The following is a 16,956-nucleotide window of genomic DNA, read 5'->3' as shown; positions in this document are numbered from 1 at the left end:
TGTAGGTCATACTGGCGGGCATGACTTTCGACTCGCCGCTCGCCGCTTATCAATACGCTATCGCCCAGCAGGGCTTTGTGCCCGACGACGCTCAACAACACGCTGTCGACGCTTTGCAAATCTGTCATCAGGCTTTGCATCAGGCTCGTTCGCCCATTTGCGGCGTTTACCTGTGGGGGCCGGTGGGGCGGGGCAAGACCTGGCTGATGGATCAGTTCTACCACAGCCTGCGCGTGCCGGCTCGACGTCAGCATTTTCATCACTTCATGGGCTGGGTACACCAGCGCCTGTTCCAGCTCACCGGTATCAAGGACCCGCTGCAGGCGTTGGCGCGGGAGCTGAGCCGGGAGGTGCGGGTACTGTGCTTCGATGAGCTGTTCGTCAATGACATCGGTGACGCGATCATCCTCGGGCGTCTGTTTCAGGTGATGTTCGAGGAGGGCGTGGTGATGGTCTGTACCTCCAATCAACCGCCTGACCAGCTGTACGCCGACGGCTTCAACCGTGAACGTTTGCTGCCCGGTATCGAGGCGATCAAGCGGCATATGCAGGTGGTGGCGGTGGACGGCAGCGAGGACCATCGCTTGCATCCCGGTGTTGGCCTGCAGCGCTACTGGGTCAATCAGCCGGATGCACTGGCCGCTGTGTTCAAGCAGTTGAGCGCCGGGCATACCGTCAGCGACGCGAAGGCGGTGAGCGTGGGGCACCGCACCGTCAAGGTGGTGCAGGCCAGCGACGAGGTACTTTGGTGTTGTTACGCCGAACTGTGCGAGCAGCCCCTGGCTGCGATGGATTTCATGCTGCTGTGTGACCGTTACAAGGCCATTGTGTTGGCACAAGTGCCCAACCTCAGCGCACAACAGCGCCCCGGTCGCATTGCCCGTGGCACCGAAGACGGGGCCGAGCGCGTCGCCGCTGGGGATCGGCAATTGCCGGCGTTGTCGATGCACGATGACAGCGTGCGTCGCTTTATCGCGCTGGTGGATGAATGTTACGACCGCAAAGTGCCGTTGTTCATCGAGGCCGCAGTGCCACTGGAGAGTCTTTACACCCAAGGCTACCTGGCATTTGCCTTTCGTCGCACCTTAAGTCGCTTGCAGGAAATGCAGCTGCAGCGCTTCGGCGCCTGAGCGCCCGGATTCGCCTCGTTCAAGGCTTTGGCTGCCTGCAAGCTGGGCGCTTTCTGTCAGACTTTTGTCGTTAATCTCCTTCATCTGCCGCAGCTCCATGCTTACAATCAGTCCTTTCAAAGGGAATCGGTTCCCTGGTTGTCGATATCGAGGACGGAAATGGACACCCCAGACATCCTGGTGCTGCAAGCCAGTTACACCAACGCCGTGCACGCCGATGCCATCGGTTCGCTGCTCAACCACTATGCTCAAGACCCAATGGGTGGCGGCCACACCTTGCCAGCCGATCTGTTGCAGCAACTGCCTGCGGAGCTGGCCAAGCGCCCTCATGCGTTCAGTGTGCTGGCGTTCATCGGTGGTGAACCCGCTGGATTGGTCAATTGCTTCGAGGGGTTCTCGACGTTCGCTTGCCGACCGCTGGTCAACGTCCACGATGTGGTGGTGGACAAAAAGTTTCGTGGCTTGGGGTTGAGCCAGAAGCTGCTGCAAAAGGTCGAGGAAATCGCCCGCCAGCGCGGTTGCTGCAAGATCACCCTGGAAGTGCTTGAAGGTAACGACCTGGCGCAGTCGGCCTATCGCAAGTTCGGTTTTGACGATTCGGTATTTGATCCCGCCCACGGCCGCATGTTGTTCTGGAGCAAGGCGCTTTAATAAAAAAAGTGCAAAAAAAAGGCGCCATTTAATGGCGCCCAATAAACCTTTACCAAAGGAGCGGAATGGCAGAGGGTGTTGCGGATTAACTCAGCATTAAATCAACTGTTGGGTTGGGCTGCATCGACGGTGGTGGCTTTAACCGGTTTGCCATCGGCGGATGCAACTTGCTGTTCAGCCTTGCCGTGGGTTTTTTCCTGGACAAAGGTGAAGTTGTTATAGAACTCCTTGGAGCGCTCTGAACCGCCTTCTGCGAAGGCAGCGGCGCAGGTCATGGTCATCAGGCTGGCAAGCATCAATGTCGAAAGTTTCATGGCGGTATTCCCCATTAAGAGTGATAGGTGTCCGGTCACTCCTTGATCAGATCATGGGGCGACTATGGCGTTACCTTATTAAGTGGGAATTAACTGAATCGGGCTGCGAAGTTAACGTTTTTGTTAACTTCGCGGGGCAGGGCTTATAGCTTCCAGTCAAGCGCCAGCGTGATCGAGCGTGGATCGCCCCAATACACGCCGTTATAAAAGCCAACGCGTTCGTAATACTTTTTATCAAATAGATTGTTGACGTTAATCGACGCCGTAACGTGTTCATCGAACTGGTAGCGCGACATCAGGTTGACCACCGTGTAGCCCTGCTGGGTGATTCGCTCCCGCGTGGTGATCAGTCGGCCCTCGCTGTTGCGTGCTCCCGTGGGCCGGTTGCCGAAGTCATAGATGTCGCTCTGCCAATTCACCGCGCCACCCACGGTAAGGTTGCGCCAGGCGCCTGGCAGTCGGTAAGCGCTGGACACCTTCAGCAGGTTCAACGGCTGACCGGTGTTGTTGCGCGTGCCTGCGCCGTTCACCGAGTGGGTGTAGGTGTAGCCTGCGGTCAGGTTCCAGTCCGGGGTGATTTCCCCGGCTGCTTCCAATTCGAACCCCTTCACCTTGTTGCCCTTGCCGCCGGATTTGTAATATTCCTCGCCGGTGACCGGGTTTGGCGGCACCGAGTCATCGCGCTCGGCGACATTGTCCTGGGTGCTCCAGAAATACGCAGCCGCCAGGTTCAGGCGCTCGTTCAGCACGCTGCCCTTAAGCCCAACCTCATAGTTGCTGCCCACCACGGGTTCCAGGTATTTCCTGTTGGCATCGCGCGCCTCCTGAGGTTTGAAAATGTCGGTGTAGCTCGCGTAGACGGTGTACTGCGGGGTGATGTCGTAGAGCAGCCCGGCGTAGGGCGTCCACATATCGTTATGGGTCTGGCGGGTCTTGCCGGACGCGGTCAGTTGATCGTCGGCATTGTATTGGGGGGTGGCACTTTCCAGCTCCCAGCTGCCATAGCGACTGCCGAGTACGGCGTGCAGACGATCAGTCAGGCTCAGTCGCGTGGCCAGGTAGCCGGCTTTCTGTTGTTTCTTGCTGTGCTCGCCCTTGAGGTCGGTGACGTCATCGCTGAACTTGCCGATGCCGCCCATGTGTTTCCAGTCCTCGATGACGTAGTAGTCGGCGGGCAGGTTGCTGCGCATGAAGGGCGAACTGTCCCGTTGCGCCGCCTCGCCATAGCCCATCATCAGCGCGTGTTCGCGGCCCAGCAGCGCGTAGCTGCCAGCCAGGTTGAGGTCGAGGGCTTCCATTCTCGACGTGCCGCGCATATGGCTGGCCCAGGCGGTCATGCCGCTGCGGTCGGCATTGGGGAAACCCGCACCGCCGTAGTACACCTTGCCGTCGGTATCGCTCTGGCGGTGGGTGTAGGCGGCCTTCAGGTGCCAGTCGCCGCCGAGCCGATGGTCGAGGGTGGCGAAGGTGGTTTTGTCGGTCAGTGGCCAGGAACTCCAGTGCGCCGCCATATTGGTGGAGCGCGACAGCCCGGCCTTGCCGCCCTGGCTGTTCCAGTAGGGCACGGTGCCCCAGGACGTGCCCTGAACCTGTTTGTCCTGGTAATCGAAGCCCACGGCCAGCACGGTGTCGTCGGAAAGGTCGCCCTCAAGAATGCCGTAGCCCACCGCCCGCTGCAGCGCGTAGTTGTCGCGAAATGACTGGCTGTCACGGTAGGCCAGCACGCTGCGCCCACGCAGTTTGCCGTCGAAGGCCAGCGGGCCACCCACATCGAGGTAGCTGTAGTAGTTGTCGTGGGTGGCGCCGCTTATCCCGGTTTTGGCCTGCCATTGGGCGGTAGGGCGCTTGCGGACCATGTTGACGGTGGCCGAGGGGTCGCCCGCGCCGGTGGTGAGGCCGGTGGCGCCGCGAACCACTTCGATGTGGTCGTAGATGATGGTGTCTGCGTCGGACTTCATGTAGCCGAAGGTGTTGAGCATCCCGTCGATCTGGAAGTTGTTGATGCCGTAGCCGCGGGATGTATAGGACACGCGGTCTGAATCATTGTGCTGGACGTTGATGCCGGTGGTCTGGCGCAGCACGTCGGTCAGGGTGTTGAGATTGAAATCATCCATCTGCTGGCGCGTGATCACCGAGATCGATTGCGGGGTGTCCTTGATCGACAGGTTCAGGCGGGTGGCGGTGCTCATGGAACCGGTGGTGTAGGCGCCAGTGTCCTCGGTAGTCGCACCCAGGCCTTCGGCGGTGATACGGGTCGCACCCAATTGAAGGGCGTTGGCGGGGGCGTGTTCGGGGTCGGTTTCGGCCAGCAATTGCGGGCTCAGCGCCAGGCTGAACAGGCTAAGGGTGAAGGTGATGGAACGGGTAGCGGGCGCGAGCATCGCGGCGAACTCCTTGTCGTCTTTGAGGCCACCCGGAACGGGCGGGTATGGCTCAAAGACGAAAGGAGGGGCGGAACTTTAGCTTCAAACGAGAATGATTTGTATCTTAATGATGTAGGGCGCTGGCCTACTGAGTCACCACCTCGGTGCTGTCGGCCTTCTTCGGTTTGATCAGGCTGAAGTCGATCAAGGCTTTCTGCTTGGTCTCGTAAGGGTTGCCGATCAGCAGGGGGCGTGGCTTGAAGCTGTCACTGACCAGGCTTTTGCTGTGGTCCAGTTCATCGAAACTCAAGCCTGCCAGGTCCGCCCAGGTGTGAATCAACTGCGAACTGCTGTAAGGCCGTTGCAGGTCACCGGCAAAGCTCCAATCGTGGCTTTCGCGCCATTTGGGCGAGGCGTAGGCCATGAACGGAATGGTGTACATCGGCGCGGTCGGCTTGCCTTCGTTACGGCCCAGGGTGTCGTGGCCGGCAGAGTCGAACACGTCTTCGCCGTGGTCCGACAGGTACAGCAGGAAGCCGTTGGGGTCAGTCTTTGCGTAGTCCTTGATCAGGCTCGAGACCACGAAATCGTTGTACAGCACCGCATTGTCATAGCTGTTGTAGGTCGGCAGCTGTGCATCGCTGACGCCGGCCGGTACACCCTGGCGATCGGTGAACTTGTCGAACGTCTGCGGATACCGGTACTGGTAGCTCATGTGGGTGCCCAGCAAGTGCACCACGATGAACTTGCGCTCGGCGGTGTCGGCCAGGGCCTTGGAAAACGGGGCCAGGACATCGCCGTCGTACTGGCGGGCGTTCTGGTTACGGTTGTTGTTCAGGTACACCTGTTCGTCGGCCTGTTCGGAAAAGGTCGTGAGCATGGTGTTGCGCTTGGTCATGGTCTGCTGGTTGGTGATCCAGAAGGTCTTGTAGCCGGCCTGCTTCATTACGCTGACGATGGACGGCGTCTTGAGGTACAGGTCCGGGTTTTCTTCGTCGGCGAAGGTCAGTACCTGTTGCAGCGCTTCGATGGTGTAGGGGCGCGGAGTAATGACGTTATCGAACACCGCCAGCTGGTCGCGCAGCTTGTCCAGTTCCGGCGTGGTGTTGCGCGGGTAGCCGTAGAGGCTCATGCGTTGACGGTTGGTGGACTCGCCGATCACCAGCACCAGGGTAGACGGCTGGCCGGCCATGCTGTCCTTGAGGTTCTTCAACGGTGGGATCTGGCTGGCACTGGTGAGCATGCCTTGCATGTTGTCCAGCTGTTCGGTGTAACGGCGGTAGGCGACGATCATCTGCCATGGCACGGCCGGTTCGATGCGGGTTTCGAAGCGGTCGATGGCCAGTTCCATGGTTTCGCTTGTGGCGATCTGCTTGACCAGCGGGTAGCCGACCACGGCCAGCACGATGGCGATGGCCGCCACGATCGACTGGCCGCGAGGCAAGTACACCGGACGCAGGCGTGTCCACAGGAAAATCGCAAAGGCGGTGTGGGCAATAAAGGCCAGCACGATCCACCAGGCAAAGTACTGGGTGGCGTATTCGCCCGCTTCAGAAATGTTCGACTCGAACATGATGAAGATGACGCTCTGGGAAAATTCCTGCTGGTAAATAAAGAAATAACCCAGGCTGGCCATGGAGCAGGCCCACAGCACCACGCCGATCAGCGCCGCAAGCACGCGGGTCTGGCGCGGGAAGAGCAGCATGGGCGCCAGCCACAGCGCACTCATGAAGAAGGCCTGGCGGAACCCGCTGAAGCCGGAAGTACCGGTCAGTTGGATAAGCAGTTGGGTAATGCCCGAGAAATACCAGAAAAACAGGAATAACCAGCCGAGTCCGGCCCAATCAAAGCCTTTCGCAGACTTAGTGCTGCGTTTAAACATCGCCATACAGCGCTCCAACCAGATGAAAACGGTAATTGCGGGGCGAACCTGCCCCTGAAACTGGCGCCTCACGTTGCGATGGGCGCCATTGAATGGCGCGGAGTATCAACAAAACGGTGTGAAAGTTTTGTGAGAATCGGCTTACGGATGTCTTCTGCCCCGCGCACATACGGGGTTACCGCAGCGTTGACGGGCATGGCGGTTAGCGTGGGGGTTTGCCCAAGGAGCGCTTTGCGATGAGCACGACGTCCACCACGTCTGATCAAGTTACCCAATCCCGCACTTACCTCGGCCAGGTATTTGCCGATAGACCTCGGCTCGAAGAAGTGGCCGAGGCCGTGTTGCAGCGCGAAATGGATGATCAGTGGCCGGCCTCTGCCCTGAACGTCCGCCGGTTGCGACTCGCTCGTATCCTGGCGCCCGCCGATCAGGATCAGCCCGCGACCTACGGGCCATTGCTCAGCCTGGGTGATCTGTTATTGAAGCGGATCATGCAGGGAACGTTGCTGAACCTGAGCGCCAATGCCGATGTTTTGCTGGACAGGCAGCGAGACGCTTCCTGGAAGCCCGTGACGCCGTCGCCGTCGGTGGACGAGCTTGAAGTGCTCGTCAATCGGGTCGCACCGTCGCTGCTCGAAGCGTTCCAGGCGCGGCTGGTCGATTACTGGAGCCAGGCGCCGCGCCAGGATCTGCTGTCTACCCGCTGGCGAATCGTCGCCGAGCAACTGCGGCGCTGCCTGATGTCCGGACCGCAGGCGCCGCCGTTGTCTGCCGATGAGTACCGAACGCTGCTTGGACGGTTTTATCCGCTCAAGTCCGAGCGTGAACGGCGCTTGGGAGAGGGCGTGTTGCGGGTCTATCAGGTGTACGCCTGCGAGGAGGGCGGGGTGGGTGAGTGGCTGGTGGTGTTGCTGCTCGAAAGCCGCCCGTCGACGGTGTCGACCTATTACCTGTACAGCCCCGGCACTGGCCTGCAGCGCCTGCACGGCCTGGAGGATCTGGCCAACCTGTTGCCGCTGCACATGAGTCGTCGCTACACAGGCCGACGCGTGGAATGGGCGGTGCGCGAACCGCAAGACGACGTGTTCGACGCCATGGCCCAGGTGCTCCTGGAAAAACAGCTGCGCGACCTCCAGGCGCTACGCTGGTCGGATTTCCCCGATGTGCAATGGTACAAGCAGCGCTTTCATCGGTTGACTGCGCCCCAGGCCTGGTTTGTGACGTCGCCGGCACGCGGCGAAATGCCCGAACAGGCATTGCCCGCCTGGTTGCAGGGTGCCGACGCGGCCGACCGTCTGCACGCAAGCCGGCTGCTGGATGCCGTGCATGCTGCACAGGTCGAGGCGCAGGGCGCGAATTTCCTGGACGGACTGGAGCCCATTCACGTCTATGCCCGCAAAGCCCTGCAGGCGCGCATGCTTCGGGATCATCCCCAGGAAGTAGTGATTAACCCGGATGACTATATGCTGACGTTCACCCGCACCCAGGGCGGCACGGTCGGCTGGACGCAGTCCACCTCGCGCACGTTGACGCAATGGGCGCTGGACAACCCCTTCACCGAGTCCTATGCCCATGTGAGCATCACCAATCGCGTTGAGCCCGGCTATATTCCCGATTGGTGGCTGACCATCGACTACGTCAAGCGCCTGATCCCTGCTGTCGACATCGGCAAGCACTATCCGGCGCTGCTCAAGCGCAATTTGCTGGACGATCCCGCTGAGCGGCAACGGCGCCAGGCGCTGTTTGTCGGGCAAGCCCGTGCGCAGTTGCCCCTGGTTGCTCTGGAGTGCCTGCTGCGCCGGCGCCAGGGGCTGACTCGCAAGGGCGTGCAGTGGGTGCAAGCGCTGGTGCAGGCGAGCGTCGAGGCGCGCAAGGTCGACGGGCACGAGATTGTCGCGCGTCCGCTCGCGTTTTTGACCCACGCGGGCGGGCGCGGCTATCCGGCGGCAAACATGTTTGTGATCGGCCCTCGGGACAATGCCCTGCTACCGCATCTGCTCTACCGGCCCGGCTCGGATGCGCAGCTGCAACAATGGGCCAGCCGCCAGGAGCTGCTCGACGCCATCGCCCATGTCGGCCCGTTGCAAACCGAGGTGCTGAACAGCCTCGATCCCCAGGGCCGGGCGGTGCTGGGCAAGGGCGGTTTTCTTCAGCCCCATATTCAGCGCCAGGGCCGAGGCGGGGAGTTTGCACCTGTCGAGGTGCCTGCACCCGCGTTGCTCAGCGATCAGCAAGTACCCGGGGATTTCCTGGCCCATGTATTCACCACCAATGCGCAGGCCCTGGTGAGGCGCGCCGAGGCACAAAGCCGCTCCAACGAAGAACAGCGCTGGGCAGCCTTTCGCAATGACCTGTGGCAGCTGTTCAACGTGTTCCTGCCCTTGATGCGCGGGCCTTTGGCGACCGTGGGATGGTTGTACCAGAGCCTGCTCAGTGCCAGGACGCTGATCACCATGCCCGAGGATGCGGACGACGAACGTCGCGCCGCGGCTATTGTCGACGCCCTGGCCAGCCTGGTGCAGATCCTGCTGTATCCAGCGGTCGGACTGGACGAGCGCATCGGGTTGACTGATGTCGGGCCGGCTACGACCCGGCCGCCGGCACACGTGGAGCAGGCAGCTTCCCTGCGCCAATTGCGGCGTCAGGGCAGGGCCGACCTGCTGGCGATGGATGCCGGCTGGCACAGCGCGGGCGAACTATCGCCGGCACAGCAGACGTTGCTGGACAGCTACAAGTGGCGTCAGGGGCGGCAGCCCTGGCCGGTGACCGAGCGAAATATCGAAACCCAGGGCGCGCGCAAAGGCTTGATCAGGGTGCCCACCGGCGGTGACCGGTTTACGTTGCACGCGCTCATTCGTGGCGGGTTGTACCCCGTGATGGAAGCCCCCGAGGGTTTTCGTGTGGCCGACCCTCGGCAGCCGGGACGCTTTGGCCCCTGGCTCAAGCGTGACGCGGCAGGTGGGTGGCAATTTGACCTGCGTTTGCGCCTGGCCGGGGGCATGCCCAAGCCAAGCGGTGCGCAGCGGCGTGCGCAGATTCTGGCCAGAGAGGCGGATTTCAAGCAGCGCTATGAGCAACAGACCCGGGCGCAGGTGATGGCAGATGAGACAGCAGGCAAGGAGTATGACTACTACGTACGCGTGCACAGGACCGAGCGGGAAAAATTCAACGATGCGCTGCGGCGCAGTATCGACCAGCGCTATCAGGCCGCATTGCGCGAACAGAATCAGTGCCAGATCCAGCGGCTGGAAACCCTCAAGATACGCAACGCCAACAGACCGCTGCCGGGTTTCGAGACGGAGCTGATCGAGCAACTGCAGAACATTGTCCATACGTTGCAAGAGCGCGCCGCGCTGCTGGTGCTGGCGCGCAAGGCCGCGACGCCGGCACGTGAAACCCTTGACGCCTGGGGCGCGCAGTTGGAGTCCGACGACCCGAACACAAGCCAGCAAGCCCACGACAACACCGTGGGTTATCTGAGCCAAATGGCCGAGTTCAATCAGCAATTGATAGACCTGGGCAGCCTGGAGCAGGCTTTCGACACTGAACTGCAAGCGGCGCCTGGTTACGCGCCGCAGGTCGGCTCGCCCGATGAAACGGTGCAACGCCGGCTTTCGCCGATGGACTGGAAAGTCCATCAGGTGTCGACCCTGCAGGGGCTGCTGCTCAAGCGTGCGCCGGTGGAGGCCGAGTTTTACGACTTCATCGTACTCAAGGATGTCACTGATAGGGCGACTTGGACGGTTCGTTCGCATCGGGCCTTGCAGGAACCCGGTTTCATGACCGTCGAGGAGCGGGTTCAGGCGCTCGGTGACGTGGTGGGCAATTACACACAAGTCCTGGGCAGTCTGCGCCTGTATCAACAGACGCTGAGCGAGTTGCTTAACAGCCATTACACCGCGCGCCTGGTCAGCCTGGTCGAGGCGCTTCGCGGCGAGGCCGAGCATTCACTGGCCCTGCTGTTGCGCGACCAGGCCCGGCAATCCGAGGCGGTGCCGGAACCCTTATCCGTGCCGCAGCCCCAAGCCACAGCCGGCAGCCGAAGGCGCATGGTACGAACCCGCGACAAACGCATCCTGGTGGGGGTGGCGCGCGCGCGCACGCCGCAGGAGCCGGACGAAATTGTCGATGTGGTGGACCCGGTCGACAACGTGCCAGTGGCCAGCTATCGGCAAAGTCCGGAAAAAGACCTTTGGGAAGAGGTCGACCCGCAACCGGCGCCGCCGCCCCCCGAGCGTAGCCTCAAGCGCCTGCTCAAGGATGCTCGCGTTCTGCTGGAAGAGCAGCCCAGGCAAATCCGTGCGGCGTGGAACGATGCGCAGACTTCCAACTCACCCATCGGCCTGGAGGCGGTGCTGTGTGATCGGGCGCGGCAGTTGGAGGCCCTGCGGGGAAAAATTGCCCAGCGCGACCCCGGCAAGACCCAGGTGCTGTCCGACCTCGCCGAGGCTGGCGCTACCTTGCGCGAGCAAGGCCGCTTGATCAGGATCGACGTGATCAAGCGCAACCCGCCCGAGGCCAATCGTATCGACTACCTCAAGGCGCAGGGCGAAGTGCAGATCCTGAAGATCGAGGGCAGGGTCAGGCTCAGTCGCCCGGATGACTATTTACAGGAATACGTGATTCTTGATCGGCGCAAGCAGCCCCTGGCTTACGCGCATTTTCACTACCGCAGCGAGAAGGCGCCCCTTGCGGAGTTTACGGCCGGGCACCTGAAGCTGCCTGCGCAGCGCTTCAACAGCTACGTGATGGGGTCGGGGCAAAGTGAAGGGCAATACCTGGCAGTGCATCGGGCGCAGGTCAATGCTGCGCTGGCCGAAACGTTGTTCTTTGGCGTGGACGCCTCAGTTAAGCGCGGTGCGGGCCTGAAGTTCTGGTAGTGCCGGGGCGTGCAGCGCGATGAGCTGCTGTTGCAGGTGTTCGACTTGCGCCTGCAACTGTTCGCGCTCCTGCTTGAGCTGGGTAAGTTCGTCACGACGGATATTGACGTAGAGGGTCTGGGCAGGGCGGGCTGGGGCATAAGTGTTCATGAAGCACCTCGCAAGGGCAGGTAACAGCGTGAGGCTGGGTAGACGTCAGGGCCAATTCTGATTTCTTTTTGAGTGTAATGGAACTTTTTTATTTTTCATGGTCGCTGTGACTTTTTGCCTGGGTTCATCGCTGCGCGCGCTTTTTTTGCCATGAAACTATGGCAATCGGCTCTGGACTAACCCTCATTAGCCTCATTGCGCTATAAACTATGTCACACATTTTTTTGTAGTTAGGAGCATCAGCACATGCAACTGGGGATTATCGGACTAGGCCGCATGGGCGGTAACATTGCGCGGCGCCTGATGCTCAATGGGCATTCCACCGTTGTATATGACCGTAACGAAGCCTTCGTCAAAGGCTTGAGCGAGGAGGGCGCCACCGGCGTCTCCGGCCTGGAGGCCCTGGTGGCCGGGCTGCAGAAGCCGCGTGCGGTGTGGGTGATGTTGCCGGCAGGCGCGCCCACTGAAGACACCATCAATGAGCTGAGTGAGCTGCTCGAAAGCGGTGATGTGATCATCGACGGCGGCAACACCAACTACAAGGACGACGTACGTCGCGGCAAGGCCCTGGCAGAAAAGGGCCTGCACTACGTCGACGTCGGCACATCCGGCGGTGTCTGGGGCCTGGAACGTGGCTACTGCATGATGATCGGCGGCGACGTGGAAACCGTGCAGCGCCTGGACCCGATCTTCAAGAGCCTCGCCCCTGGAATTGGCAGCATTCCACGCACCAAGGACCGTTCGGCCTCTGCTGACCCACGCGCCGAGCAGGGTTACATCCATGCCGGCCCGGCGGGCTCGGGGCACTTCGTCAAGATGATCCACAACGGCATTGAATACGGAATGATGCAGGCATTTGCCGAAGGTTTTGACATCCTCAAGACCAAGAACTCGGAAAACCTGCCGGAAGATCAGCGCTTTGACCTGAACGTGGCCGACATCGCCGAAGTCTGGCGCCGTGGCAGCGTGGTGTCGTCGTGGTTGCTGGACCTGACCGCCGACGCCCTGGCAACCGATCCGAAGCTGGATGGCTATTCCGGTTCCGTGGCGGACAGCGGCGAAGGCCGTTGGACCATCGAAGCGGCCATGGAGCAAGCCGTGCCGGTACCGGTGCTGTCGACCTCATTGTTCGCCCGTTTCCGTTCGCGCCAGCAGAGCACCTACGGTGACAAAATGCTTTCGGCCATGCGCTTCGGCTTTGGCGGCCACGTGGAGACTTCCAAAAAATGACCGCCAACGGCAAGAAACCCAAGGCCGAACCTGCTCCACCGACCACCTTGTTTCTGTTTGGCGCCCATGGCGACCTGGTCAAGCGCCTGCTGATGCCGGCGCTGTACAACCTGAGCCGCGACGGGCTCTTGGGCGATGGCCTGCGTATCGTAGGCGTTGATCACAACGCCATCAGCGACGCTGACTTTGCCAAGAAACTCGAGGACTTCATTCGCACCGAGGCGGCCAGCAAAGTGCGCGGCAATGCCGACAATGCGCTGGACCCGCAACTGTGGGCCCAGTTGGCCAAAGGCATCAGCTACGTCGAGGGCGACTTCCTCGACGACAGCACCTACGCCGACATCGCGCAGAAAATCGCTGACAGCGGCACCGCCAATGCGGTGTTCTACCTCGCGACCGCGCCGCGCTTCTTCAGCGAAGTGGTGCAGCGTCTGGGCAGTGCCGGGTTGCTCAACGAAACCGAGGACGGCTTTCGCCGCGTGGTCATCGAGAAACCCTTCGGTTCCGACCTGGCCACCGCCGAAGCATTGAACGCGTGCCTGCTCAAGGTAATGAGCGAGAAACAGATCTATCGTATCGACCACTACCTGGGCAAGGAGACGGTGCAGAACATCCTGATCAGCCGTTTCTCCAACGTGCTGTTCGAAGCGTTCTGGAACAACCATTACATTGATCACGTGCAAATCACCGCCGCCGAAACGGTTGGTGTGGAAACGCGGGGTAACTTCTTCGAAAAAACCGGCACCTTGCGCGACATGGTGCCCAACCACCTGTTCCAGCTGCTGGCCATGGTTGCCATGGAGCCGCCGGCCGCTTTCGGTGCCGACGCGGTGCGCGGTGAGAAAGCCAAGGTGGTGGGCGCCATCCGGCCCTGGTCCTTGGAAGATGCACGGGCCAACTCGGTTCGCGGCCAGTACACCGCCGGTGAAATCGCCGGCAAGTCACTGCCGGGCTACCGTGAAGAAGCCAACGTCGCGCCCGACAGCAGCACCGAGACATTCGTCGCGCTGAAGGTGATGATCGACAACTGGCGCTGGGTCGGCGTGCCGTTCTACTTGCGCACCGGCAAGCGCATGAGCATTCGCGACACGGAGATCGTGATCTGCTTCAAGCACGCGCCGTACGCACAATTTCGCGACACCGAAGTCGATGAACTCAAGCCCACTTACCTCAAGATCCAGATCCAGCCGAACGAAGGCATGTGGTTCGACCTGCTGGCCAAGAAGCCCGGGCCAACCCTGGAGATGGCCAATATCGAGCTGGGGTTCGACTACAAGGACTTCTTCGAGATGCAGCCGTCGACCGGTTACGAAACGCTGATCTACGACTGCATGACCGGCGACCAGACCCTGTTCCAGCGCGCCGACAACATCGAGAACGGTTGGCGTGCCGTGCAACCGTTCCTGGATGCGTGGAAAGAAGATGACGGGATCCAGGCCTACAAGGCCGGTGAAGATGGCCCGGCGGCGGCTGACGCGCTGCTGGCCCGTGATGGCCGCACCTGGCACAGCCTCGGATGAGTGATACAGCGATTCATCCCATCCGTTTTATCCTCAGTGACGTGGACGGCACCTTGCTGCACCCGGATCACAGCCTGAGCCAGCGCACCGCCGAGGCGGTTCGAGCACTGCGTGAGGCCGGGGTGTTTTTCAGCCTGGCCAGCGGGCGGCCGCCCAAGGCCATGTTGCACTTGATCGAGACCTTCGGCATCGACGTGCCGGTGGCGGGCTTCAACGGCGGTACGTTGATCAACCCGGATGGCAGCATCCTGGTGGCCCACCATCTGCCGGCCGAAGCGGCGCTGGTGACATTGGCGCTGTTTTCGGCCGAGCCGGACGTCGAGGTTTGGGTGTTTGCCGATGGCGACTGGCTGCGCCGTGACCCGCCTGGGCCAATGGCGCAGCGCGAAGCCGATGGCCTGGGGTATGGGCCGGTGGTGGTGGACAGTTTCGAGCCGTACCTGGACCGGGTCGACAAGATCGTCGCCGCCAGCAACAACACGCAATTGCTGGTGGAGTTGGAGGCGCGGTTGCAGCCCAAGGTGAAGGGGCTGGCCCAGGTATCGCGTTCGCAGCCGGTTTACCTGGATGTGACCGCAATGCTGGCCAACAAGGGCGAGGCCTTGAAGACCATCGCCGCGCACCTTGGGGTGCCGCTTGCGCAAACGGCGGCCATTGGCGACGGTGGCAACGACCCGGCGATGTTTCATGTGGCCGGTTTGTCGATTGCCATGGGCCAGGCGGAAGACACCGTCAAGCGTCAAGCCAGTGTGGTCACCGGCAGTAATGTCGAGGACGGCGCCGCCGAAGCGTTCGAGCGATTTATTCTTGCCGCACAGTAAGTAAGTGCAACTTCCGATCACTGTAGTGCGGTGATCGGAAGTTACCCTGTCGACTTACTTGGGCATAACCCACTGCTGTAACTGGTGGCCGTCTTTGTCGAGTTCGGCGCGCGCCTGCAACAACAAGTTTTCCAGTTGCGCCGGATCGGTATAGGTAGTCGATGACAGCTGTTTGGAGCCGATACGGGTATTGGTGCGGTCGATCACGCTCAGGCTGAGGGCGCCATTGCCGTCGTGCCAGGCCACGCACTGGAAGGGTTGGAAAGCACGGTCTGCAATCAAAAGAGCTTCGTTGATGCGCAGCGTAGCGTTCATGTGGGTCGTCTCTCTCTATGCCCATTCAAGTGAGTACCGGCGGTTGGGCTGACCGTACGGTGAGTTACTTGTACTGATGCACGATGGTGGGGTGCGGGTCACATGCTAGAGCAAGAAATTTTAACCTTCCCTGACTAACGTCATCTAAGCGCTTGTTTTGAAAGCTGAACGAATATTTGCGCCGACCCTAGCGCTGTCTACATAGATGGCTTTTTGCCCGAACTTATAGCGAAAGGGTACAAGGGCTGCGTCAAAATTTTGCTAAGGTTCGTGCCAGCCATCACAAACTGTTGTTTCTAATAACGTTGGCTGTTTTGGCGTCAAGGAATACTCATGATCGTATCCTCCGTCCAACGCCGTTTGCTGGTGGTTGATCCTTGTGCTGACTGCCATGGGTTACTGCCCGGTTTGCGCACGGTTGGATGGGACGTCGACAGCTGCAGCCTGGAGGCGGTGGGTGATCGTTCCTGCGACGTGGGCCTGCTGCGGTTGCAGCCCTGCCACCTGGAACGCCCCGAAGCGGTCAAGGAGCTGATCGGTCGCAGCGGCACCGAGTGGATCGCGGTACTCAGCCAGGATGTGCTGCGTTTGCAGAACGTCGGCGATTTCGTCTGCGAATGGTTTTTCGACTTCCACACCTTGCCCTTCGACGTGTCGCGGGTGCAGGTCACCCTGGGACGCGCCTTTGGCATGGCGCGTCTGCGCGGCAAGGGCCACACGCCAGTGGGCGGGCCCGAGCACGAGCTGCTGGGTGACAGCCGCCCCATTCGCGAACTGCGCAAGTTGTTGTCGAAGTTGGCGCCCACTGAATCCCCGGTACTGATCCGTGGCGACAGCGGCACCGGCAAGGAGCTGGTCGCCAAGACCCTGCACCGACAGTCCCAGCGACACGCCAAGCCGTTTGTGGCGATCAATTGCGGCGCCATCCCTGAACACCTGATCCAGTCGGAACTGTTCGGCCATGAAAAGGGCGCCTTCACCGGTGCCCATCAGCGCAAGGTGGGGCGCATCGAGGCCGCTCACGGTGGCACGCTGTTTCTCGACGAAATCGGCGATCTGCCGATGGAGTTGCAAGCCAACCTGCTGCGTTTTCTGCAGGAGAAACAGATTGAACGCGTCGGCGGCAGCCAGCCCATCCCGGTGGACGTGCGCGTGTTGGCGGCCACCCACGTCGACCTTGAGGCCGCCGTCGAGAAAGGCAGCTTTCGCGAAGACCTGTATTACCGCCTGAACGTGCTGCAAGTCATCACCGCGCCCTTGCGCGAACGCCACGGTGACGTGGCGATGCTGGCCAATCACTTTTCGCGCTTCTACAGCCAGGAAACCGGCCGCCGCCCGCGCAGCTTCAGCGAAGACGCATTGGTCGCAATGGGCCAACACCTGTGGCCGGGCAATGTACGTGAGTTGGCCAACCGCGTGCGCCGTGGCCTGGTTTTGGCTGAGGGGCGCCAGATCGAAGCGGTTGACCTGGGGCTGCAGGGCGAGCAGGCGGTTTCGCCGCCGATGGCTACCTTGGAAGACTACAAACACCGCGCCGAACGTCAGGCGTTGTGCGATGTGCTCAACCGGCACAGTGATAACCTGAGTGTTGCGGCACGCGCACTGGGCATTTCCCGGCCGACGTTCTACCGGTTGCTGCACAAACATCAGATCCGCTAGGGCAGGTGTGGGAGCGGGCTTGCCGCTGCGGCTGCCTGCAC

12 protein-coding genes are annotated in these 16,956 nt (G+C 61.1%); 7 read left to right on the top strand and 5 right to left on the bottom strand.

From position 1 onward, the window contains the following. Positions 1-20: 20 nt before the first annotated feature. Both zapE and SC318_RS15035 read left to right on the top strand, forming a co-directional pair. Positions 21-1,130: a cell division protein ZapE gene (gene zapE, locus SC318_RS15040; protein WP_320427433.1), complete on the top strand. Its 1,110-nt coding sequence runs from the start codon at positions 21-23 to the stop codon at positions 1,128-1,130. A 159-nt stretch (positions 1,131-1,289) separates the two neighbouring features. Continuing rightward, positions 1,290-1,781 carry a GNAT family N-acetyltransferase gene (locus SC318_RS15035; protein WP_320427432.1) on the top strand — a complete coding sequence of 164 codons (492 nt, stop codon included), beginning with the start codon at positions 1,290-1,292 and terminating at the stop codon, positions 1,779-1,781. A 101-nt stretch (positions 1,782-1,882) separates the two neighbouring features. Here SC318_RS15035 and SC318_RS15030 read toward each other — a convergent pair whose 3' ends face one another. The 3 genes from SC318_RS15030 to SC318_RS15020 form a co-directional block, all read right to left on the bottom strand. Then, positions 1,883-2,095 (bottom strand): hypothetical protein, encoded by a 213-nt coding sequence (locus SC318_RS15030; RefSeq protein WP_320427431.1) that lies wholly within the window; start codon positions 2,093-2,095, stop codon positions 1,883-1,885. A gap of 143 nt (positions 2,096-2,238) precedes the next feature. Further along, positions 2,239-4,476 (bottom strand): TonB-dependent siderophore receptor, encoded by a 2,238-nt coding sequence (locus SC318_RS15025; RefSeq protein ID WP_320427430.1) that lies wholly within the window; start codon positions 4,474-4,476, stop codon positions 2,239-2,241. A gap of 127 nt (positions 4,477-4,603) precedes the next feature. Continuing rightward, on the bottom strand, positions 4,604-6,346 hold the full coding sequence (locus tag SC318_RS15020) for a phosphoethanolamine transferase CptA (protein WP_320427429.1): 1,743 nt from the start codon (positions 6,344-6,346) through the stop codon (positions 4,604-4,606). Positions 6,347-6,576: 230 nt separating this feature from the next. Between SC318_RS15020 and SC318_RS15015 the strand changes: the two genes are divergently transcribed. Next, positions 6,577-11,220 (top strand): DUF6543 domain-containing protein, encoded by a 4,644-nt coding sequence (locus SC318_RS15015; protein WP_320427428.1) that lies wholly within the window; start codon positions 6,577-6,579, stop codon positions 11,218-11,220. On the opposite strand, the gene SC318_RS15010 is transcribed toward SC318_RS15015, so the two are convergent. Further along, entirely contained in the window at positions 11,185-11,370 is a 186-nt protein-coding gene (locus tag SC318_RS15010; RefSeq protein WP_320427427.1) for a DUF6026 family protein, read from the bottom strand. The genes SC318_RS15015 and SC318_RS15010 overlap by 36 nt on opposite strands. A gap of 246 nt (positions 11,371-11,616) precedes the next feature. Between SC318_RS15010 and gnd the strand changes: the two genes are divergently transcribed. From gnd to SC318_RS14995, 3 genes are read left to right on the top strand one after another with little or no spacing between them, the layout of a single operon-like run. After that, on the top strand, positions 11,617-12,600 hold the full coding sequence (gnd, locus tag SC318_RS15005) for a phosphogluconate dehydrogenase (NAD(+)-dependent, decarboxylating) (RefSeq protein ID WP_320427426.1): 984 nt from the start codon (positions 11,617-11,619) through the stop codon (positions 12,598-12,600). Next, the gene (gene zwf, locus SC318_RS15000; RefSeq protein WP_320427425.1) at positions 12,597-14,120 is read left to right on the top strand and encodes a glucose-6-phosphate dehydrogenase; all 1,524 of its coding nucleotides are present in this window, start codon (positions 12,597-12,599) and stop codon (positions 14,118-14,120) included. The genes gnd and zwf overlap by 4 nt, the downstream gene beginning before the upstream one ends. Further along, positions 14,117-14,941, top strand: coding sequence for an HAD family hydrolase (locus SC318_RS14995; protein ID WP_320427424.1), 825 nt, complete (start codon positions 14,117-14,119; stop codon positions 14,939-14,941). The genes zwf and SC318_RS14995 overlap by 4 nt, the downstream gene beginning before the upstream one ends. Positions 14,942-14,995: 54 nt before the next feature. Here SC318_RS14995 and SC318_RS14990 read toward each other — a convergent pair whose 3' ends face one another. Next, entirely contained in the window at positions 14,996-15,256 is a 261-nt protein-coding gene (locus tag SC318_RS14990) for a hypothetical protein (protein WP_320427423.1), read from the bottom strand. A gap of 333 nt (positions 15,257-15,589) precedes the next feature. Between SC318_RS14990 and SC318_RS14985 the strand changes: the two genes are divergently transcribed. Further along, a complete protein-coding gene (locus SC318_RS14985) occupies positions 15,590-16,915 on the top strand; it encodes a sigma-54 dependent transcriptional regulator (RefSeq protein WP_320427422.1) in 1,326 nt (441 codons plus the stop codon). The last annotated feature ends 41 nt before the right edge of the window (positions 16,916-16,956 follow it).

Origin of the sequence: Pseudomonas sp. MUP55, from assembly GCF_034043515.1 — a bacterium.
Classification (GTDB): Bacteria; Pseudomonadota; Gammaproteobacteria; order Pseudomonadales; family Pseudomonadaceae; genus Aquipseudomonas.
This window is presented reverse-complemented; position numbering and strand designations above follow the sequence as displayed.